General features: G+C 71.7%; 22 protein-coding genes. 4 read left to right on the top strand and 18 right to left on the bottom strand.

The window, feature by feature from the left end; all coding sequences use genetic code 11:
• The 10 genes from trpA to ASG91_RS20915 all read right to left on the bottom strand — a co-directional run bounded on the left by trpA (position 1) and on the right by ASG91_RS20915 (position 8,203).
• Positions 1–819: a tryptophan synthase subunit alpha gene (gene trpA / locus ASG91_RS14080; RefSeq protein WP_235545637.1), complete on the bottom strand. Its 819-nt coding sequence runs from the start codon at positions 817–819 to the stop codon at positions 1–3.
• Positions 816–2,087, bottom strand: a complete 1,272-nt coding sequence (gene trpB, locus ASG91_RS14085) for a tryptophan synthase subunit beta (protein WP_056923302.1) — start codon at positions 2,085–2,087, stop codon at positions 816–818. The genes trpA and trpB overlap by 4 nt, the downstream gene beginning before the upstream one ends.
• Positions 2,084–2,875 (bottom strand): indole-3-glycerol phosphate synthase TrpC, encoded by a 792-nt coding sequence (gene trpC, locus ASG91_RS14090; RefSeq protein ID WP_056923303.1) that lies wholly within the window; start codon positions 2,873–2,875, stop codon positions 2,084–2,086. The genes trpB and trpC overlap by 4 nt, the downstream gene beginning before the upstream one ends.
• 108 nt (positions 2,876–2,983) lie before the next feature.
• A complete protein-coding gene (locus tag ASG91_RS14095) occupies positions 2,984–3,244 on the bottom strand; it encodes an HGxxPAAW family protein (protein ID WP_200961328.1) in 261 nt (86 codons plus the stop codon).
• 82 nt (positions 3,245–3,326) lie between these two features.
• Positions 3,327–3,926, bottom strand: coding sequence for a Trp biosynthesis-associated membrane protein (locus ASG91_RS14100; RefSeq protein ID WP_056923304.1), 600 nt, complete (start codon positions 3,924–3,926; stop codon positions 3,327–3,329).
• Positions 3,923–5,476, bottom strand: coding sequence for an anthranilate synthase component I (locus ASG91_RS14105; RefSeq protein ID WP_056923305.1), 1,554 nt, complete (start codon positions 5,474–5,476; stop codon positions 3,923–3,925). The genes ASG91_RS14100 and ASG91_RS14105 overlap by 4 nt, the downstream gene beginning before the upstream one ends.
• Positions 5,473–5,838 carry a phosphoribosyl-AMP cyclohydrolase gene (hisI, locus tag ASG91_RS14110; protein WP_056923306.1) on the bottom strand — a complete coding sequence of 122 codons (366 nt, stop codon included), beginning with the start codon at positions 5,836–5,838 and terminating at the stop codon, positions 5,473–5,475. Before hisI ends, ASG91_RS14105 begins: the two co-directional genes overlap by 4 nt.
• A gap of 95 nt (positions 5,839–5,933) precedes the next feature.
• Positions 5,934–6,506: a hypothetical protein gene (locus tag ASG91_RS14115; protein ID WP_056923307.1), complete on the bottom strand. Its 573-nt coding sequence runs from the start codon at positions 6,504–6,506 to the stop codon at positions 5,934–5,936.
• Entirely contained in the window at positions 6,490–7,131 is a 642-nt protein-coding gene (locus tag ASG91_RS14120) for a CDP-alcohol phosphatidyltransferase family protein (RefSeq protein WP_056923308.1), read from the bottom strand. Before ASG91_RS14120 ends, ASG91_RS14115 begins: the two co-directional genes overlap by 17 nt.
• Positions 7,118–8,203 carry a hypothetical protein gene (locus ASG91_RS20915; RefSeq protein ID WP_056923309.1) on the bottom strand — a complete coding sequence of 362 codons (1,086 nt, stop codon included), beginning with the start codon at positions 8,201–8,203 and terminating at the stop codon, positions 7,118–7,120. Before ASG91_RS20915 ends, ASG91_RS14120 begins: the two co-directional genes overlap by 14 nt.
• 166 nt (positions 8,204–8,369) lie before the next feature.
• On the opposite strand from ASG91_RS20915, the gene ASG91_RS14130 reads away from it, so the two are divergent.
• Together ASG91_RS14130 and ASG91_RS14135 are read left to right on the top strand one after the other, a co-directional pair.
• A complete protein-coding gene (locus ASG91_RS14130; protein ID WP_056923310.1) occupies positions 8,370–9,515 on the top strand; it encodes a sensor histidine kinase in 1,146 nt (381 codons plus the stop codon).
• Positions 9,512–10,150, top strand: coding sequence for a response regulator transcription factor (locus ASG91_RS14135; protein ID WP_056923311.1), 639 nt, complete (start codon positions 9,512–9,514; stop codon positions 10,148–10,150). The genes ASG91_RS14130 and ASG91_RS14135 overlap by 4 nt, the downstream gene beginning before the upstream one ends.
• Positions 10,151–10,192: 42 nt before the next feature.
• Here the strand turns inward: ASG91_RS14135 and ASG91_RS14140 are convergent, their stop codons facing one another.
• The 7 genes from ASG91_RS14140 to ASG91_RS14170 form a co-directional block, all read right to left on the bottom strand.
• A complete protein-coding gene (locus ASG91_RS14140) occupies positions 10,193–10,627 on the bottom strand; it encodes a phage baseplate assembly protein V (RefSeq protein WP_056923312.1) in 435 nt (144 codons plus the stop codon).
• Entirely contained in the window at positions 10,624–11,514 is an 891-nt protein-coding gene (locus ASG91_RS14145; protein ID WP_157606366.1) for a hypothetical protein, read from the bottom strand. The genes ASG91_RS14140 and ASG91_RS14145 overlap by 4 nt, the downstream gene beginning before the upstream one ends.
• A gap of 143 nt (positions 11,515–11,657) precedes the next feature.
• Positions 11,658–13,730, bottom strand: a complete 2,073-nt coding sequence (locus ASG91_RS14150) for a methyltransferase domain-containing protein (RefSeq protein ID WP_082594207.1) — start codon at positions 13,728–13,730, stop codon at positions 11,658–11,660.
• Positions 13,731–13,788: 58 nt separating this feature from the next.
• A complete protein-coding gene (locus tag ASG91_RS14155; RefSeq protein WP_056923755.1) occupies positions 13,789–14,601 on the bottom strand; it encodes an LLM class flavin-dependent oxidoreductase in 813 nt (270 codons plus the stop codon).
• A gap of 135 nt (positions 14,602–14,736) precedes the next feature.
• Positions 14,737–15,333 (bottom strand): DUF6529 family protein, encoded by a 597-nt coding sequence (locus ASG91_RS14160; protein WP_056923314.1) that lies wholly within the window; start codon positions 15,331–15,333, stop codon positions 14,737–14,739.
• 137 nt (positions 15,334–15,470) lie between these two features.
• Entirely contained in the window at positions 15,471–17,252 is a 1,782-nt protein-coding gene (locus ASG91_RS14165; protein WP_056923315.1) for an ABC transporter ATP-binding protein, read from the bottom strand.
• Complete coding sequence (locus ASG91_RS14170) at positions 17,249–19,087, bottom strand: ABC transporter ATP-binding protein (RefSeq protein WP_056923316.1); 1,839 nt, start codon at positions 19,085–19,087, stop codon at positions 17,249–17,251. The genes ASG91_RS14165 and ASG91_RS14170 overlap by 4 nt, the downstream gene beginning before the upstream one ends.
• Positions 19,088–19,150: 63 nt before the next feature.
• Between ASG91_RS14170 and ASG91_RS14175 the strand changes: the two genes are divergently transcribed.
• Positions 19,151–19,795, top strand: a complete 645-nt coding sequence (locus ASG91_RS14175) for a TIGR03085 family metal-binding protein (protein WP_056923317.1) — start codon at positions 19,151–19,153, stop codon at positions 19,793–19,795.
• 44 nt (positions 19,796–19,839) lie between these two features.
• On the top strand, positions 19,840–20,133 hold the full coding sequence (locus ASG91_RS14180) for a DUF1905 domain-containing protein (protein WP_056923318.1): 294 nt from the start codon (positions 19,840–19,842) through the stop codon (positions 20,131–20,133).
• Between the two features lie 72 nt (positions 20,134–20,205).
• Here ASG91_RS14180 and hisF read toward each other — a convergent pair whose 3' ends face one another.
• On the bottom strand, positions 20,206–20,979 hold the full coding sequence (gene hisF, locus ASG91_RS14185; RefSeq protein ID WP_056923319.1) for an imidazole glycerol phosphate synthase subunit HisF: 774 nt from the start codon (positions 20,977–20,979) through the stop codon (positions 20,206–20,208).
• Positions 20,980–20,990 lie beyond the last annotated feature (11 nt).

Raw genomic sequence — 20,990 nt, forward strand, 5'->3', positions numbered from 1 at the left:
TCAGCGACCGCTCCGGACGCCCTCGGCCAGCTCACCGACCAGGGCGCGGAGCGAGGCGAGGCCGGCGGCCGGGTCGTCCGCCTCGGTGAGGCACCGCACCAGCGCAGAGCCCACGATCACGCCGTCGGCGTAGGCGGCGACCTCGGCCGCCTGCGACCCGCCGGAGACCCCGAGGCCCACGCACACCGGCTTGTCGGTGACCGCCTTGGTGCGGTTGACGATGACTGCCGCGGCGTCGCCCATCGACGTCCTGGCGCCGGTCACGCCCATGTGCGACACGGCATACACGAAGCCACGGCACTGGGCGGTCACGGCGGCGATGCGCTGCTCCGTGGAGCTGGGGGCGACCAGGAAGACGCGGTCGAGGCCGGTCTCGTCGCTCGCGGCGATCCACTCGGCCGCCTCGTCGGGGATGAGGTCGGGCGTGATGATGCCGGCGCCACCGGCGGCTGCGAGGTCACGCGCGAAGGCGGTGGGCCCGTGGCGCAGGATGAGGTTCCAGTAGGACATCACGAGTGGCGGGGCCCCGGCGTCGCGGACCGCTCGCGTCGCGGCGAAGGCGTCGGCGACGTGGACCCCGCGCTTGAGCGCCTGGTCGGCGGCGTAGGCGATCACCGGACCGTCCATCAGGGGGTCGCTGTAGGGGATGCCGACCTCGACGATGTCGACGCCCGCCTCGACCATCGCGACCATCGCCTCGATCGAGCCCGCGACCGAGGGGAAGCCGACAGGGAGGTAGCCGACGAGCGCGGCGCGGTTCTCGGCGCGGCACTGCTCGAGGACGGCGCCGACCCCGATGCCCGTGGTCGTGGAGCTCACAGCTGGGTCCTTCCGTCGCCCTCGGCGCGCGGCTCGTCGGCCGTGCCGCTCCGGACCGGGTCGGTCTCGATGAGGCCGAACCACTCGGCGGCCGTGTGCATGTCCTTGTCGCCGCGCCCCGACAGGTTGACCAGGAGCAGGGCGTCAGGGCCGAGCTCGCGACCGACCTCGATCGCGCCGGCGAGGGCGTGCGCCGACTCCAGGGCCGGGATGATCCCCTCGGTGCGGCAGAGCAGCTCGAAGGCCTTCATGGTCTGCTCGTCGGTGGCGTAGCGGTACTCGGCGCGACCCGTGTCGCGCAGGTGGGCGTGCTCCGGGCCGACGCTCGGGTAGTCGAGCCCCGCCGAGATCGAGTGCGACTCGAGGGTCTGGCCGTCGTCGTCCTGCATGAGGTAGCTGAAGGTGCCGTGCAGCACCCCCGGCGAGCTGGCCGCGAACCGCGCGGCGTGCCGGCCGGACTCGATGCCCTCTCCCCCGGCCTCGATGCCGATCAGCCGGACCCCGGCGTCGTCGATGAACCGGTGGAAGATGCCCATCGCGTTGGATCCCCCACCGACACAGGCGATCACGGCGTCGGGGAGACGTCCGGTGAGGTCGAGGACCTGGGCGCGGGCCTCGACCCCGATCACGCGGTGGAAGTCGCGGACCATCTCGGGGAACGGGTGCGGTCCCGTCACGGTGCCTAGGATGTAGTGGGTGTTGCCGACGTTGGTGACCCAGTCGCGCAGGGCGTCGTTGATGGCGTCCTTGAGGGTCGCGCTGCCGGTCGGGACGGCGACCACCTCGGCACCGAGCATCCGCATGCGGGCCACGTTGAGGGCCTGGCGCTCGGTGTCGACCTTTCCCATGTAGATGACGCACTCGAGCCCCATGAGGGCGGCCGCGGTGGCGGTCGCGACGCCGTGCTGACCGGCACCGGTCTCGGCGATCACCCGCGTCTTGCCCATCCGCTTGGTCAGCAGGGCCTGCGCCAGCACGTTGTTGATCTTGTGCGAACCGGTGTGGTTGAGGTCCTCGCGCTTGAGGATGATCCGGGCGCCACCGGCGTGGGCGGCGAACCGCGGCACCTCGGTGATGATGCTCGGACGGCCCGTGTAGGTGCGGTGCAGGCGCTCGAGCTCGCCCATGAACTCGGGGTCGACCATCGCCTTGCGGCGCGCCTCGTCGAGCTCCTCCAGCGCGGGGATGAGGGCCTCGGGCACGTAGCGGCCGCCGAAGTCGCCGAAGCGTCCGGGGCGGGCCAGGGGCTCGGGGGTCAGACCGGTCATGGTGTGGCTCCCGCCGCGATGAGTTCGTATGCCGCGCGGCGCGGGTCGCTGCCCCGCACCAGTGCCTCGCCCACGAGCACGGCATCGGCGCCTTCACCCGCGAACCGGGCGGCGTCCTGCGGTCCCCCGACCCCGGACTCGGCCACCTTGACACAGGAGTCGGGGATCAAGGGGGTGAGTCGAGCGAAGGTGTCGGGGTCGACGGCGAGCGTCTTGAGGTTGCGGGCGTTGACCCCGATCACCGAGGCGCCTGCGTCGACGGCTCGACGGGTCTCGTCCTCGTCGTGCACCTCGACGAGCGCGGTCATGCCGAGCTCGTGGGCCAGCCCGTGCATCCGGACGAGGTCGTCCTGCCCCAATGCCGCGACGATGAGCAGGATCAGGTCGGCGCCGTGGGCTCGGGCTTCGAAGAGCTGGTAGTCGTCGACCATGAAGTCCTTGCGCAGCACCGGGATCCGCACCGCCTTGCGCACCGCGTCGAGGTCGTCGAGCGAGCCGTGGAACCGGCGGCGCTCGGTGAGGACGCTGACCGCGGTGGCTCCGCCCGCCTCGTACTCCGCAGCGAGAGCGGCGGGGTCGGCGATCGGTGCCAGCGCGCCCTTGCTGGGGCTGGCTCGCTTGACCTCGGCGATCAGCGCCAGGCCGGGACGACGGAGGGCTGACTCGGCGTCGAGGGCAGGGGCGGCTGCTGCCGCCAGCTCCTCGATGCGGTCACGGCCGACGACCGCCTGTGCGCCGGCGAGGTCTTCGCGGACGCCGGCAACGATGTCGTCGAGCACGGTGGGCATGTCGACAGGCTATCCAGCGGAACTGGGAGCTCCCTGCAGGGGTCAGCCGGTGGACGGGTTGCCGCTCTACCGCACGGCGGCCCGGCGACGCCGGGCATGCGCCGCCAGCTACTTGATGCCGACCTCGGGCTTGTTGCTGTCGGGGGTGTCCGGGCCGTCGAGCGTGGTCGCGCCGTAGCCGGCGAGCGACAGCACCTTGCCAGCCACTGCACCGATGACGCAGATGACCATGCCGATGACGAACACCGCGACGTTGGCGATGGCGACACCCCAGGCAGCGATGGCCGACCCGAGGAGGATGACGCCGACTCCCGTCCACGCGGCAACACTGTGCCCGTGGTCTTCTTCGTGGATCTCTTGGTCTGCCATCGGCTTGGCTCCTGCTGGTGGTTAGTGGTCGTGCGCGGTGGGCCGGGGACTGCGGGTCGTGGCCGGGTCGGCGCCCATTCTGTCAGGTGCTCGCGCCGCCGTCGCGCAGCGTGGGGTCGTCACCGGCATCCAGTCGGTCCCAGTCCGTGGCGACGCGCTGGCCCCGCGCTCCGGCGGAGGTGGTCGGGGCCTCGTAGCGGGCGCCCAGCCCCCGCCACCGGGAGGCACCCAGCCAGCCCGCGACCGAGGCGAGCAGCAGCAGCGCGCCGGCCGCCACACAGATCCAGGGCCACGTGGTGATCGTGGCGTGCGTCTCGATGGAGCCCGTGCGTCCGGCGGCCTTGGCGGCGATGGCGCCGAGGGGGTCCTCGGGCGCCAGGGCGACGCGGGCGGCCACGACCGCCTCCGCGATGCCGGCCAGGGCCAGCACGCCCAGGGTGAGCCGGCGCACCAGCGCACCGCTGGTCGCACTGGCCAGCGCAGCCGCGGCTCCCACGAGCGCCAGGGCGACGACGCCCGAGGCCACCTCGGTGCCGGTGCCGGAGATCCTGCTCGCCCCGAGCACCGCATCGTCCACGGTGCCGGTGACCCAGACCCGGCCGCCACTGGACAGCAGGATGCCGGAGCCGACGAGGGCCAGCAGCACGACCGCGAGCTTGGAGGTCAGCCGAGAGCGGTTCACTCGACGGTCCTCAGCGCTGCGGCCGTGGCCACCGCGCGCAGGGCTGCCGCAGCCTTGTTGACGGTCTCCTCGAACTCCGACGTCGGCACCGAGTCGGCGACGATCCCGGCGCCGGCCTGCACGTGGGCGGTGCCGTCCTTGATGACGGCGGTCCGGATCGCGATCGCCATGTCGAGGTCACCGTGGAAGTCGAGGTAGCCGACGACCCCGCCGTAGACCCCACGACGGCTGGGCTCGTAGTGCTCGATCAGGCTGAGCGCCCGGGGCTTCGGCGCGCCGGACAACGTGCCGGCCGGGAAGGTCGCGACCAGCACGTCGTAGGCGGACTGGCCGGGGCGGATGTCGCCCACGACGGTCGACTCGAGGTGGGTCACGTGCGAGTAGCGGCGGACGTTCATGAACTCGACGACGTCGACCGTGCCTGCGGCGCACACGCGCTGGAGGTCGTTGCGGCCCAGGTCGACGAGCATCACGTGCTCGGCCCGCTCCTTGGGGTCGGCGAGCAGGTCCTCGGCCAGCCGCTGGTCGTCCTCTGGCGTCTTGCCCCGCGGGCGCGAGCCGGCGATCGGGTGGGTGATGGCCCGACGGCCGGTCACCTTGACCAGGGCCTCCGGCGACGAGCCGACCACGTCGTACGTCGTGCCGTCGCCGGCCGGGAGCCGCAGGAGGTACATGTAGGGGCTCGGGTTCGAGGACCGCAGCGCGCGGTAGACGTCGAGGGCGTCCGCGGGGCACGGCGTCGAGAACCGTTGCGACAGCACGACCTGGAACACTTCCCCCGCCCGGATGTCCTCCTTGGCCTGCTCGACCATCTCCTCGAAGTCGGCCTGGGTCAGGTTGCTGCGCACCTCGTCGCGGGCCGCGGCGAAGGCGGCCCGGTCGACGGTGGCCACCGTCGACGCGGCATCGGCGGCCAGGTCGCTGGTCATGGCGTCGAGCCGGAACACGGCGTCGGCCCAGGCGTCCTCGACCCGCTCGTCGGTGGCGTCGTAGTTCACCGCGTTGGCCACGAGCAGCACCGAACCGTCGGCATGGTCGAGCACCGCGAGGTCGGTCGCGAGCATCATCGAGATCTCGGGCAACCCCAGCTCGTCGGGCAGGGTGGCCGGCACCTTCTCCCACCGACGGACGGCGTCGTAGGTGATCGCGCCGACCATGCCGCCGGTCAGCGGGGGCAGGCCCTCGATGGGTTCGGTGGCGAGGGCCGCCACGGTGTCACGCAGCGCCTCGAGGGGGTTGCCGTCCGTGGGGACGCCCACCGGCGGCTCACCCACCCAGTGCGCCCGGCCGTCGCGCTCGGTCAGCGTCGCCCGGCTGGAGGCGCCCACGATCGAGTAGCGCGACCAGACGCCGCCGTGCTCGGCGGACTCGAGCAGGAACGTGCCGGGCGCGTCCTGGGCGAGCTTGCGGTAGAGGCCGACCGGGGTCTCGGCGTCGGCCATCAGCCGCCGCACCACCGGGATGACGCGACGGTCCTTGGCCAGGATCTGGAAGGTCTCGAGGTTCGGCCAGGTGGTGCCGAACGACAGGTCGGGGCTGACGTCCGTCACGGCTCGACCACGCTCGCCCCGAGGTCGCCGGCGTCGAAACAGGTGCGGTCTCCGGTGTGGCATGCGGCGCCGACCTGGTCGACGCGCACGAGCAGGGCGTCACCGTCGCAGTCGAGCGCCACCGAGCGCACGTGCTGGACGTGGCCGCTGGTGTCGCCCTTGCGCCAGTACTCCCCTCGACTGCGCGACCAGAACGTCACGCGGCCCTCGCCGAGGGTGCGGCGCAGCGCCTCGTCGTCCATCCAGCCCAGCATCAGCACCTCACCGGTGTCGTGCTGCTGGACGATGGCCGCCACGAGGCCCTGCGCGTCACGCTTGAGGCGCGCCGCGATGGCCGGGTCGAGGACTGCTGGCGAGGTCACCCGGCCATTCTGCCGTGCGTGGGCCCGAAGGGTCCGGCCCGCCCAGCATCCGACGGGTATGCCGCGTGCTCGCGGGTGCCGCGCGCCGTGCGTCCTCAGGTGACGAGGTGGGCGACCGGCCAGGCGATCAGCGCGAAGCGGGCAAGCCGTCCGGTCAGGCACCCTGCGATGAACAGTGGCAGCCGCAGCCGCGCCGTCCCGGCCACCACGCTGACCGCCGCCAGTGGAGGCAGGCCGACCGTCGCGCTCAAGAGGACGACGGAGGTCCCGGCGAGCGGCCGGGCGAGCAGCCTCAGGAGGTGTTCCGGCCGCAGCCACGAGGGAGTCCGTGCCGCGAGCCCTGCCACCCACCGCGGGCGGGGCCGGATGCTGCGGGCACGGGCGCGGGCGCGGGCCCTGGAGCGGACGCGGTCCACGAGCCGACCGACCCGGCCGTCCGAGTGGAGACGTTGCGGTCCCTCGCGAGCCGTGAGGTAGATCAACACCTTGGCGAAGCACTGCCCAACTGTGAGGCTGACGGCCAGGCCCAGCCAGAGGTGCGGGTTGCCTGCGGTGGCCGCCGTGAGCACCGCCTCCGCGTTGATGACCGGGACCAGGCCAGCGACCGTTCCGGCGCCCAGGACCCCGAACAGGAGTCCAGCACTCCCCAGCTCACCTGCAGCGCTCATGGCTCACGTCCATGGCGGTCGTCCTGACCAGCAGGTGCAGGCGGAAGCAGGACCACACCTTCGCCACGAGGACGGCGACGGCGAACACCGTCGCCAGCCCGACCTGACCTGCCAGGCAGGCCAGCACGATGCAGGAGGTGTTGAGCGCCTTCGCCGGCCGGGACCAGTTCCAGCGCCAGAGGAGCAGGTCGACGCCGTGGAAGTCGTTGGGGCCCAACACCTCGAAGGCGAGGAACCCCAGGGACAGCATCGTGTCCACGACCGCGAACTCGATGACGTAGATCGCCATGGGGATGGCGAGCCGCGGATCGAGCGCGACGAAGCAGGCCGCGCAGGTGAGGCTGTTGGCCCGGTCGGCGACGATGTCGAAGACCGCGCCGATCCGGGTCTCGAGGCCCATCCGCCGGGCCACCTCGCCGTCAGCCATGTCGCCGACCCAGTAGACGAGGTAGGAGGCGACCAGCAGACCGGGACTGGAGTGGGCCAGGGCGGCCATGGCGAGGGCGAGCGAGAGGACCGTCCGCAGGACAGTGATGGCGTTCGGTGCCGTGAGGACGGGGTCGTGGTCGACCCCTCTGGGACTGGGGGCCACCGCAGCGGGTGACCACACCTCAGCCCAGCGCACGAGACCACTCCCCCAGCTGGGCGGCGGGTGCCGACGGGCGGGCGAACTGGCTGACCGTGCCGGAGGCGTCGACGAAGGCGACGACCCCCTCGTCCCACGCGTTCTGGTTGCCCCTGTTGGCCGCGGCGTCCAGGAACCAGACCGCGGAAAGGGGCACGGCGGCATACCCGACGGGCACTCCCAGGTCGCCCACCTCCGACTCGATCTCGGCCACGGGCCGCGGGTTGAACTTGTCGCCGGTGGGGTCGCTGACCAGCCCGAGCAACGGAGGGTGCGAGGCGTTGCGCGCGATGAGGGGCTTCAGCCGCTGCACGGTCGCAGACACCTGGGGTCCGGTGCCGACGACCAGGACCAGGGGCTTGCCGCGGTAGTCCGCCCAGGCCAGCTCCCCGCCCCCGAGTCGCTCCACCGTGAAGTCGGGGACCGTGGAGTTGTCGAGCGCGTCCGGACCACCGCCCAGCTCGTGCGACACCTCCTGTCCCGGGGTGGTGCCGCAGACCTCGTCCATCCAGCCGGCCACCTCAGGGGTCGGTGGCGGGAGCGACCCGACCGGCGACGCCTCCCCCACCCGCCTCAGGGTGGCAAGTGCCCGGACGGCCGGCCGGATCCCGTCGCCGTCGGGACGCTCGCGGAAGTCGGAGACGGTGATGACGAGCTCACCGGTGACCAGGGTGAGCTCACCCATGACCACGCCGGCGGGCACGCCGAGCTGTGGGTCGAGACGCTGGCAGGTCAGGCCGTCGACGTCCGGTCGCCAGTCGTTCGTGGAGACCACGACCGGGTCGGAGCACCCGCCGTCGCCGAAGGACTCGCAGGTGCCGTAGTCGGCCTGGACCTGGAAGGAGGGGGCGTTCTCCTCGACGAGGTCGAGCCAGGTCAGCGGGAGGTCGTCATAGGAGGAACCCAGGTAGTAGGCCGGCTTGCCGGTGGCCGCTATCTGGTCCACCGCGGCTCGGAAGTCGTTGCTGCTCAACGCTTGTCCGGTGCCGAAGCTGCTGCCCGCGCCGCAGGCAGCGAGGGCCAGCACGAGGGCGACGGCAGTCGTCACGGGGAGCAGGGTGGGCGGTCTCATCGAAGATCCTCTCGTTGCCCCTGCTCTGGGTGGATGGCTGCAGCGTGCCGTTGACCGCCGGATGCCCGCGTCGGCGGTGCAGCCCGACTTCGTCGTCCCCAGGGGTGGTTTCCGTGTGGACCACAGGACGACGTCCCGAGGCCACCCACCCGCGTAGCCTTGGTGCATGTCGGGGCTGGTGCGCCGCCTCACCTGGCGGGACTGGGCGGTCCCTGCGGCGCTCTGGGCCGCGGGGCAGGTCGAGCTGTGGGTCGTCGGCCCGCAGACGGTCGCCGTGCACGGCCCTCGGTGGCCGTTCGCGGTCGCGCTGACCGTCTGTGCCCTGGCCGTGTGCTTCCGCCGCACGTACCCCGTCCCGGCCCTGCTCGTGGTGGTCGGCGCCCTCGCCCTCACGACGAGGGAGGACCTGCACGCGTTCCTGCTGTCGGGCCTCTATCTGTTGGTCGTCGCCGTGTTCGCGTGCGGGCGCTACGGGCGGGGCCCCATCAGGTATGCCGCGCTCGTGCTACCCGAGGTGCCGGTGCTGTTGTGGACGTCGGTCATCCCGGAGATCGAGGTCGGCAACGCCTGGGCGTGGGGACTCAATGCCTGGTGGGTGTTCGCCCTGGGAGCCGCCTTCCAGCACGAGCGCCTGCTGCGGGAGCACGTCGCGCAGGCCGTGGCCGCTCAGTCGCAGGCCGAGTCGGCCGAACAACGCCTCAACCTGGCCCGCGAAGTGCACGACGTGGTCTCGCACGGCCTGAGCGTCGTGGTGGTGCAGTCTGAGCTGGCGCGGCTGTTCATGACCTCCGACCCGGCCCGCGCCGACGAGGCGATGCGGCGGGTGCAGGACACCGGCCGCGAGGCGCTCGGGGAGACGCGCCGCCTGCTGGAGTCGCTCCGGGACCCCACGCAGGGCGGACAGACCGCGCAGGCACCCACCTGGCCGGACGTGCCGGAGCTCGTGCGGCGGATGCGGGAGTCCGGACTGGAGGTCACGCTCGACGCTCCCGGCGACGCCCCGACGCTGACCCCGGAGGCGTCGGCCACGGCATACCGCGTCGTGCAGGAGGCCCTGACCAACGCGCTGCGCCACGCGCACACCTCACCGACGTCCGTCGAGGTGACGCAGCAGGCTGACCTGCTCGTCATCGACGTGCAGAACGAGAGTGAGCTCACGAGCCAGGCCAATGGGTTCGCGGGCTCGCCGGGCTACGGCCTGTCGGGGATGCAGGAGCGGGTGGCGGCCTGCGGTGGCCTGCTGACGACGGGCCCTCGACCGGGTGGTGGCTACCGCGTGCGAGCGGTCCTTCCCTTGCGCGGCAACCCGTGACGACGATCGTGGTCGTCGACGACCAGTTCCTGATCCGCGACGGGGTCGCCGCGATCCTCGACGCCGAAGAGGACTTCACCGTCCTCGGCACGGCGGCCGACGGGGCCGAGGCCATCGGCCTGATCGCGACGCTCGCCCCGGACATCGCCCTGATGGACATCCGCATGCCGGAGGTCGACGGGATCGAGGCGACCCGGCAGGTGATCGAGTCGGGCTCGGCGACGAAGATCCTGATCCTCACCACCTTCGGCGCAGACGACTACGTGCTCGCCGCGCTCCGGGCCGGCGCCAGCGGCTACCTCCTGAAGGACGCTCCGCGCGAGTCACTCGTCGCGGCGATCCGCGCGGTCGCGGCGGGCGACGTCGCCGTGGAGAAGCAGGTGCTGGCCCAGCTCGTGCGCGGCCAACCCGCCCAACGGCACCCGGAGGCGGTCGCGGCGGTGGGTCGGCTGTCCCCCCGGGAGTCGCAGGTGCTCGGGCTCGTGGCACAAGGCGCGACCAACCCCGAGATCGCGACGAGCCTGTTCATCGGGGAGACCACGGTGAAGACCCACGTCTCGCGCATCCAGGCCAAGCTCGACGCCCGTGACCGCGTGCACCTGGTCGTCATCGCGCACCGAGCGGGGCTCGCCTGACGGGACCGGCGGCCCCTCACCCCCGGGCGCCCCCCGTCGGCTTCAGGCGCTGACGCCCTCCCCCAGCCAGACCGGCCGTGTCGCGTCACCCGCCTCGAACGCGACCCAGACGTCGGCGCCGATGGCGGGGACGACATTGGTACCTGTGGCGGGAAGGCAGGCCGCAGCCCACACCGACTCGTCCCCGCTCACGTCGGGCACGCGGACGAAGAGCCGACTGCGCCCGAGTGGGTCCGCGTTGTCGACCACGGTGGCCCGGTGCACCCCATACCTCCGCCGCTCGCTGCCCAGGTACGCCTCGGACCCGATCTGCTCGGAGTAGCTGCTGAGCAGGTCGCCGACGTACGCGAGCAGCTCCAGCAGCGCTACGCCCGGATCGTGCTCGTTGGCGTCGGTCCAGTCCCGCAGCTCGATCCTGGCCCGTTGGACCAGCTCCTCGACTCGTGGCCGACCACGCCGACCGTCGTCCGGGCTCATCGGCTCGCCTCCGTCGGCCGACGCCTGCCGAGCAGCTCGCAGGCCAAGCCGGTGCCAAGCAGGAGCAGCGCGAGGCCGACGAGCCCAGAAGGCGCTGACCCGGTGTTGGCCAGCTCCGGGCCCTGGGTCGGACTCAACGCCGGACGAGGTGCGGCCGCCGCCGTGATGGTGAACTCGGTCTCGCCGTAGCCGTCGCGCACGGGTTGTTGCGCTTCGGGATCACCACACACGAGCACCACGAGGGCTGGGCCGACCTCCGGGTCGGTGAAGCCGCGTGCGTGATCTGCGCTGATCGGCAGCCTGACGGTCACGTCCCCGTTCGGACGCGGTCTCACGGTCGCCTGCCTGAAGATGAACCCGTCACCGGGGAAGGACGCCTCGAACTGGACCTGCAGGTAGACCACCGACATCTCAGTCCCCGGATCGCAGGTCGCCGACACGGTGACGACTCCTCCGAGGGGCACGGAGCGCGGCGACACCGAGACCTGCACCTCGTAGTCAGCAGTGTCGGGGCCGAAGAGAAGGACCTCCACCTCGGCAGTACCGAGAGGCGCCTGGTCGCTGTAGGCGAAGCAGGCCAGCGTCACCCTGCCCGTGCCCGTCAGCGCCTTCGAGATGTCGAGCACCGTGGCGAAGCCGAGGTCGTCAGCCACATCGGTTGCGGTCTGCGCGACCTCCACGTCGTCGCTGGTCACGGCCACGGTGGCGGTCCGGCTTCCCTCGGGACAGGTGCCCTCGACCGGGAACGGGTCCTGCGTGGAGAACTTGCCGGGTTGCGGCACCGTGATGGTGGCATCCGCGGCCCGAGCCGGCAGGGCTGGCACCAGCACCAGCCCCGCGGAGACGACGGCAACGACGGTGGTTCTTCGAAGTCGGTGAGCGAACACGGGACACCCTCAGGGTCGGCCAGCCAGCACGCAGGCGTCACACAGCGGCAGGATCCAGCACCCGCGATGCCCCACGGTCCCAGCCGGGCCCCTCCGTGACAAGGGGCAGGCGGTCACCCCTGCGCCTCGTCTGCGAGTACCCGTCAGGCGCGGCTGGCGACGAGGTGCTTACGGCCGGTCAGCAGTGCGGCCCCGTAGAGGACCGCCACCACGATCAGCAGCGCGTTGAAGCCGAAGATGAGCGCGAGGTACTCCAGTGCCCCACCCACCATGGCGCCGAGGAGGTTGGCTCCGAAGGCGACGGTGCTGGAGCCAGCGCCCTTGAACCGCACGGCAAACAGCAGGTTGGCGATGAAGATCGGGGCGAAGGCGATGGTCACCCCGGCCAGGAACCGCGGCACCAGGGACAGGTCCAGCAAGGCGTCCTGCGGGATCAGCCAGGCGGCCGCGAGCGCCGCCAGCAACGCGGCATACAGCAGGATGGGGCGACGGATGGTGACGCGTCGCGCCACCTCGATCGCGGCGAGGACGCTGAGGAGCACCCCGGCGAAGACCGCCGCATTCACTGCCCAGGTGGTGCCGAAGAGCAGCGCGAACTGGACGACGTTCTTGGTCTCCAGCAACAGGAACGCCGCGCCCATGAAGAACAGGTCGACGTAGGGACGCATGGTCCGCAGCGGACCCGCGACAGTGCGGACCCCCACGACCGAGGCCAGCAGCACGAGCCCGAGCATCCAGAGGTAGAACGACGGGATGGTGCGGGAGCCGAGGTAGGGGAACGGTCGGTCGTCGACGGACGGCTCGAGGGCGGCGGTCCGCGGGGACCACGTCGTCGTGCAGCCACCGGTGCTGGCGTCCTTGCGGAGCGTCAGCACCGCCTGCTGCCGCGGTCCGTAGCTCGGGCCGAGCTGCACGCACGGGGCAGCGTCGTAGACGGTGCGCACGGTGTTGGCGTAGCGGTCCAGCAGCCATGGCTCGTAGTAGTTGTACATGGCGAACGTGCCGTCGGGCTTGAGCAGCGAGCGGGCCTGCGTCAGCGCCTGGGTGGTGAAGAGGTAGTTCTCCAGCCGCAGCGCGGACTGGCCGGTGACGATCGTCGCCGAGTCAGGCAGCGCGAGCAGGATCAGGTCGTAGCGGCGGTCGGTGCGCTCCATGAACGCCCGTCCGTCGTCGACGTGGGTGGTCACCCGCGGATCGGCGAAGGGACGGTCCGGGTGGTGGTCGCGGCCGAGCTGCATGATCGCGGGGTCGATCTCGACCGCGTCGACGCGCTTGGCGCCCTGGGCCAGGGCCACCGCCACGTCGTTGCCGGTGCCCGCCCCGATGACGAGCACGTCGTCGTGCGAGCCCGCGTAGGTGTACGGGTAGAGGTAGAACGGCGAGTCGCGCCGGATGTCGGCCACCGGGAGCGCGGTCTGGAGCGGGGTGTTGTTGACCTCGACCCGGAAGAGCCCGCCGGCCAGCTGGGTGGTGTGGATCTTGTAGTACGGCGACCACTGGAAGCTGCCCACAACAGACTCGGCACCGAGCATCAGGACGAGGGCCGCGAGGGCGATGGCCGGCCCGTGGCGCAGCAACCGCGTCCGACGGCCGAGGAGGACGACGAAGACAGCGACCCCGACCAGTCCCCAGCCGAGCGGAGGCAGCCGCAGGAACGACAGTGCCGCGAAGCAGGCGATGCCGGTCAGGCTCCCCATCACGTCGAGCCGGTAGGCCTCCAGCGGTTCGAACCGTGCGAAGGTCCGGGCGACCTCCTGTGCCAGCGCCATCAGCGTCCCCACCGTGAGGACGAAGATGACGGTCAGGCTGAGCCAGCGCGGCAGCGGCGGCCAGTCGAAGGACCCCACCAGCTCCCACCGGCCGCCGCGTCCCGTCCCCGTCCGGACGGGGAACGCGAGGACGAAGCCCACCAGCGTGGCGAGGAGGACCGGCGCCAGCGGGAACAGGTCGCGGGTGGCCCTGGCGCGCAGGAAGCCCATCCCGATGCCGAGGAAGCTCGCCAGCAGGACGAAGTTGGTCATGTGGACGAGGTAGAGGTTGTTGGACGAGGTCCACCGGATCAGCGCCAGCTCCACGAACAGCATGAGCGCGCTGGCCAGGACCAGCCTCGTGCGGTCACGGGGTGCGAGGAAGCGCGCTGCGCCACCCGCGGGGCGCGCCTCTGCCGCCACCGCTGTGGGCTCAGCGGCGTGGCCCACCTCGTCGTCCAGCTGCATCGCATTCCCCTCGTATGCCGGTCGGCACTGATCGAGGGAACCGTAGCAACAGCGCGTGCTACCGGCCCGCCAGAGCGGCCACCACGGGGGCCATCACCTCGGCGAAGTCGGCCCCGATCACGACGTACGAGAACCCCAGCTCCTCACGTCGTCGCTGGACCTCCTCGATGGCCGCGGCTGGATCGTCCGGGAGGACGAGCATCGAGTCCGCCTCGTGCAGCGCGGCCGGGTCGATCTCGCGCGCCGACGCCATGAAGGCCGCGATCCCGTCACCGACGACCGGCACGTGGAGGGCCAGCTCGACGTCGCGGGTGGACGTGAAGCCGCGGGCGAGCTCGGCCACCTCGTCGCGAGTGTCAGTCGGTCGCAGGACGAAGGTGACCGTGTCCGCGACCTCGCTCGCCAGGGCCTGCGCCTTCGGTCCACGGACCGCCATCACCACGGGCGTGTGGACCTCGGGTCCGTCCAGCTCGCGGAGCTGGGACACCGCCTCGCGCACCTCGCCCAGCCGCCGCCCCGGCGAGGTGACCGGCATGCCACGCTCGCGCAGCTCGTCCTCGATACCGGGCCGGCCGGTGCCGAGGCCCAGCTCGAAGCGTCCCTCGGTGAGCGTCGTGAGCGAATGCGCCTCCCAGGCGAGGCTCCACGCCGGACGGAACGGCGCGGCATACACCCAGGTCCCGACCCGAAGGTCCGGTGCGACCGCGGCAGCAAGGGCGAGGGTCGGAGCAGGGGCGGGCTGCCAGAGCGGGACGTCGGGCATGAGCAGGGTCGAGTAGCCCAGGTCAGCGATGTGGCGCACCCGGTCCCGCCAGGTCGGCAGGTCGGTGAGCACCGGGGCCACTACCCCGAACCGGAACGGTCTCGTCATGTCGGTCATCCTCCTCGCGGGGCACGACGCGCTCGAGCGCGCCACCACAACTGACTGGGCGGCCCACCCGAACTCATCGCGCAGGCGCCACCGTCGTGGTCAGGCGCCGACGCCTCGCCCGCCGTTGCCACAGAGTCAGTAACCGCTGGCCGGCCAACCCTTGGCGCCGAGGTACCAGACCGCCGAGGTCAGCACCGCTGCCATGAGCAGCGTGAAGAGCAGCCCACCCGCCACGGGGAGGAACCACCCGGGCGCGCGCCTCGACCGCACCGCGACCACCTTGGTCACCAGGGCGCCGATCACCAGGCAGCCGAGTATGCCGTGCAAAAGCGTTCGCGCGGACACGGGCTCTCCGTCGGGCAACGTCCCGTACTCCAGGCCGAGGGCCCAGAGGCAGTGGTAGGCGACGAAGACGATGAGCACGACGCCGATCGAGCCCGAGACCCGGTGGGCGGTCCCGAGCCACGCAGGCGCCTTCACACCCAGCTTGCCGTAGAGCACCAGCGCACCGAGGAGCTGGAGCACGGCGATGACCCCGATGGCGACGGTGGCGACCACCTTCATGGCCAGCACCGTCCGGAAGCCGAGGGTCGTGGTGCCCGCCAGGGTCGGGTCGTGCACCCTGCCGAACACCCCGACGAGCACGGCGACGACCGCGCCGACGGCGAATCCGGTCAGGGGGACGGCCACGCTCCCGGAGGGCGTCGGCGCAGCCAACGAGCTCTCTGCCATGAGGTCAGGATGCTCCTGCGCCTCCACCCCCGCCATAGTCTGCGGGAGCCAGTCGTCGCCGCACGGAGGTGTCGGACCTCCACGCCTGCAGGCTGGGGCACGGCGATGTTCATCGTTCGTTCGAGTTCCGAGACTCGCTAGCCGCGTTGCTGGGCTGCCCACGAAGCGTGCAGCGCGGCATACACCCCGTCCTGGCGGACCAGGTCGCGGTGCGGTCCGCGCTCGACGATCCGGCCACGGTCGACGACGACGACCTCGTCGGCGGCCTCGGCGGTGGAGAGCCGGTGCGCGATGGCGATCGAGGTGCGACCGCGGGTGAGGCCCTCGAGGGCCCGCTGGAGGCGGACCTCCGTCGAGGGGTCCACCGCGGAGGTCGCCTCGTCGAGGACCAGCAGGTCGGGGTCGGCGAGGTAGGCGCGGGCCAGGGCGACCAGCTGGCGCTCCCCCGCCGACAGCGACTCGCCGCGCTGGCCGACCTCGGTCGCGAGGCCCTGTGGGAGCCCGGCCAGCCAGGCGTCGAGACCGAGCTCGGTGATGGCCAGGCGCACGTCCTCGTCGGTGGCGTCGGGGCGACCGAATCGGACGTTCTCGCGCAGCGTCGCGTCGAAGAGGAAGCCCTCCTGCGGCACGAGCACGACGCGCTCGCGCAGGGAGGAGAAGCGCACGTGGCGCAGGTCGACCCCGTCGATGTGGACGGTGCCCTCGGTGGGGTCCATCAGCCGGGTCAGCAGCTTGGCCAGGGTGGACTTGCCCGACCCGGTCTCCCCCACGATCGCGACCCGCGACCGTGGCGCGATCGACAGGTTCACGTCGTGCAGGACGGTGTCCCCACCGGGGTAGGCGAACGACACGGCGTCGAAGTCGACGGTGATCGGTCCACGCGGCAACGTCTGGCCGTCGTCACCCGGGTCGGCCACGTCAGCCGGGGTGTCGATCACGCCGATCACCCGACGCCAGCCGGCCACGGCATTCTGGAGCTCGTTGAGGATCTCGGTGGCCTGCTGCACCGGCTGGGTGAACAGGTTGACGAGGAAGAGGAACGCCAGCAGCTTGCCCAGCGTGAGGTGGCCACCGCTGGCCTGGATGGTGCCGACGACCAGGACCACCGCGAGCGTCAGGCCGGCGACGAGCTGACCGGAGGAGAAGGCCACGACGGAGCGCACCTGCGCCCTGATCGAGGCCGCGCGGTGCGCCTCGATGGCCGCGTCGATGCGGGTGGCCGTGCGCTCCTCGACGCCGTAGGCGCGGATCGTGGCCGCGCCCACGACCGACTCCGACACGGCGGCCAGCAGGTCGCCGACCCGCTCGCGGACGATCGTGTAGGCCCGGCCGACGATGGCCTGGAACCGGCGGATCACGAACAGCAGCGGCACGAAGCAGAGCCACACCACGCCGGTGAGCAACGGGCTGTAGAAGAGCATCAGCCCCGTGGCGACCGCGATCTGCCCGAGGCTGAGCACCAGGATGATGCCGCCGAACTGGACGAACTGGCTGATCGTGTCGACGTCAGACGTGACACGGCTGACCATAGAACCGCGCCGCTCGGTGTTCTGGGTGAGCATCGACAGGTCGTGGATGTGGCGGAAGGCCTTGAGCCGCAACGATGCCAGTCCCGCCTCGGAGGAGCGGAAGAGGCGCACGTTCACGGCATACGCACTCGCGGCGGTGATGGCCACGGCGATCAGTGCGAAGAGCACGTAACGGGTCACGAGGCCGGGGTCCGGACCGTCCTTGCCGAGCAGGCCGTGGTCGGTCGTCTGCTGGACCACGAAGGGCACGACGATCCGGCCGACGGTGGTCACGGCGGCGAGGCCGAGGGTGACGCCCAGGCCGCGGCGCAGCTCGGGCGACAGGTCGAGGCCGCGCTTCAGGGTGGCGACGGTGCCCAGTGACGAGGTGGCGTCGATGGAGGTGCTCACGCGTCCACCTCCTCGTCCGCGGCGACAGCAGCCCGCTCGGCGGCCTCACGCGCGTAGGCCGTGACCAGCCGCTGGTAGCCGACACACCGCTGCTCGAGCTCCTGGTGGGTGCCGTGGTCGACGACGCGCCCACCTTCGACGTAGACGATCTGGTCGGCGAGGGTGATCGTCGACATGCGGTAGGCCACGACGAGCACCGAGGTGCCGGCACTGGTCTTGCGCAGCCCGGCGAGGATCGCCTGCTCCACAGCCGGGTCCACGGCGCTCGTGGCGTCGTCGAGGACCAGCAGCCGTGGACCGCGGATCACGGCGCGGGCCAGCGCGATCCGCTGCCTCTGCCCACCCGACAACGACGTGCCACGCTCCCCGACCCGGGTCTCGATGCCGAGCGGCAGGTCGGTCACGAAGCCGGTGGCCTGGGCGACCTCGAGCGCCTGCCAGACCTCCTCGTCGGTGTAGTAGCCGCCCAGCGTGACGTTGCCGCTCACGGTGTCGTCGAACATGAAGGTCTGCTGCGGCACCAGCGCGGCCACCGCCGACACCCCGCCGCGGGCGACCTCGCGCAGGTCGAGCCCGTCGAGGGTCACCCGGCCGTGGTGCGGGTCGACGAGGCGCAGCGTGAGGTTGGTCAGGGTGGTCTTGCCCGAGCCGGTGGGTCCGACGAGGGCCACCGTGGAACCGGCCTCGACCTCGAGCGAGACCCCGTGGATCGCCTGGAACGTCGACTCCTCACCGTGCTCGTCGACGATGTCGTAGGAGTAGTCGACCCGGTCGAGGCGGGCGTGCGACGCCCCACGCGGCTCGAGCTCCTCGGACCCGAAGGCCAGCTCGCCGCGCGCCTTGAGAACGGCGTCGACGCGGTCCCAGCCGACGACGGTGCGCGGCAGCTCGCCGAGCACCCAGCCCAGCGCGCGCACCGGGAAGGCCAGCACCGAGATGAGGTAGGCGACCTGGACGACGGCGGCGGGCGTGAGGGCGCCGTTCGCGACCTGGTGCGCCCCGACGGCGAGCACCGCGAGCGTGCCGAGGGTGGGGATCGACTCGATGACGGGGTCGAAGGTGCCCCGGGTGCGGCCCACTTCGACGTTGGCCGCCTGCAACCGTCGGGTCACCTCCTCGAACCGGTCGGACTCCTGCTGCTCGCGACCCATCGACTTCACGATGAGCGCGGCCTCGAAGCTCTCGTGGGCGACCTCGCTGACCTCGGCGCGCAGCTGCTGGGCGCGCGAGACCCGAGGCGACATCGCCCGCTGGAAGACCATGTTGGCGAGGAACAGCAGCGGGAAGACGGTCAGGCCGATGATCGCCATGACCGGGTCGACGAGCACCATCTGCACGATGCCGGCCACCAGCATGATGATCACGCCGATGGCCATCGGCAGCGGCGCGAAGACGTTCCAGGTCGCCTCGACGTCGGCGTTGGCGTTGGAGAGCAGCTGCCCGGACGGGTGCCGGTGGTGCCACGCGAGCGGGAGCCGCAGGTACTGCCTGGTCACCTCGCGACGGAAACCGGCGGCCACGTTGTACATCGTGTAGCCGGCCGCGATGCGCCGGATCACGACGCCCACGACGTTGATGACGACGACGCCTGCGATCCAGCCGAAGATGGTCCACAGCTGGGCTGCGGTCGCGTGCCCGGCAGCCACGGCCGGCTGCACCTGCTCGCGGGTGACCTTGCCGATCGCCCAGGCGGTCAACACCGTCATCACGCCGTAGAGAGCGCTCCCCGCGACGGCGAACGCGAACCAGCGTGGCTCGCGCCGCACCCCCACCCACACGATCTGCAGGCTGCGCTTCAGCGACGGCGCAGCATCGGCTGACGCGTCGAGCGACACTGCTGACCTCCGAGAGCTGGGTGGGGAATCCCAACCCTCTCACGGGGCAGGCATGATGACGTCATGACCCACCTCGCCCGGACCGAGCGCGAATCCCTCTGCGACACCTTCGAGGCGGTCGGCCCCGACGCACCCACGCTGTGCTCACCCTGGACGACGGCCGACCTCGCGGCGCACCTCGTCGTCCGCGAGCGTCGCCCCGACCTCGCGCCCGGGATCTGGATCCCGCCGCTGGCCGGGCGGCTCGAGGACGGGCAGGCCGACTACGCCGCGAAACCGTGGCCCGAGCTGGTCGACCTGGTCCGCTCGGGACCCCCGTCGTGGGCGCCGACCCAGCTGGCCTCGGTCGACGACGCCGTCAACTTCGTGGAGTTCTTCATCCACCACGAGGACGTCCTGCGTGGGGACGGCCAGGTCGGCCCTCGACGCGAGGTGCCGCTCCGTGAGCAGAAGGCCCTGTGGAAGACCCTCAAGCGGATGGGCAAGCTGTTCTTCCGCCGCAGCCCGGTCGGGGTGGTGCTCGAGCGGACCGACGGCAAGTCGCTCACCGTCCGGGGCGAGACCGAGCTCGGCACCGTGACCCTGCGCGGGGAGGCGACCGAGCTCGTCCTCGCCGCCTACGGTCGCCGTCGCGTGGCCGACCTCCAGGTGACCGGCAGCGACGAGGCCGTCCAGGCCCTCTGGGACGCACCGCTCGGGTTGTCCTGAACCGGCGGATTCCTGGCAACAGCGGGCACGAGGCAGGAGGAGCCGTGGGAGAACAGGTCGAGTTCACCGCCCCGTTGTGGGAGTGGGGCGCCCGCGACTCCTGGTACTTCGTGACCCTCGACGAGGAGGCCAGCGAGGTGGTCAGCGAGCGACCGCCTCCCGGCCGTGGGTTCGGGTCGGTGCGGGTGCGGGTCACGGTCGGCGCGACGACGTGGACGACCTCGGTCTTCCCCGGCGACGACGGCCGCTACGTCCTCCCCGTCAAGAAGGCCGTGCGCGTGGCCGAGTCCATCGAGGAGGAGGACCCCGTGTCGGTGCTCCTCGAGGTGCTCGACTAGCCGCGTTCCCGCGACTCAGCCGTGGCCGGCTCGGCGCCAACTCACCCTTTGCATGAGTGAGCGGCTGGGTCCTCAGCGGACCGGTATGCCGTCCTGCCGCAGTGCGTCCTTGACGTCACCGATCGTGAGCTCACCGAAGTGGAAGACGCTCGCCGCCAGCACCGCGTCCGCGCCGGCTCGGACCGCCGGGGCGAAGTGCTCGACCCGACCGGCGCCCCCACTGGCGATCAGCGGGATCCGCACCTCGCGGCGCACCAGCTCGATCAGCTCGACGTCGAAGCCGTCCTTGGTGCCGTCGGCGTCCATCGAGTTCAGCAGGATCTCGCCGGCCCCCAGCTCAGCGGCACGGGCGCACCACTCGACCGCGTCGAGCCCGGTGCCCTGTCGGCCGCCGTGGGTGGTGACCTCGAAGCCCCCGCTGCGGTGGCCCGCGTCGTCGACCCGCCGCCGCACGTCCGCCGAGAGCACGAGCACCTGCGAGCCGAACCGGTCCGCCACCTCGGCGATCAGCTCGGGTCGGGCGATCGCGGCGGTGTTGACGCCCACCTTGTCGGCCCCCGCCCGCAGGAGCCGGTCGACGTCGTCCACCGTGCGGACTCCCCCGCCCACGGTCAGCGGGATGAAGACCTGCTCGGCGGTCCGGCCGACGATGTCGTAGGTCGTCTCGCGGTTGCCGCTGCTGGCCGTCACGTCGAGGAAGGTCAGCTCGTCCGCGCCCTGCTCGCCGTACAGCTTGGCGAGTTCGACCGGGTCACCCGCGTCGCGCAGGTTCAGGAAGTTGACCCCCTTGACGACGCGCCCGGCATCGACGTCGAGGCAGGGGATGACGCGGGTCGCAACACTCACGCGGCGAGCCT

Source organism: Phycicoccus sp. Soil802, from assembly GCF_001429605.1.
Taxonomy (GTDB): domain Bacteria; phylum Actinomycetota; class Actinomycetes; order Actinomycetales; family Dermatophilaceae; genus Pedococcus.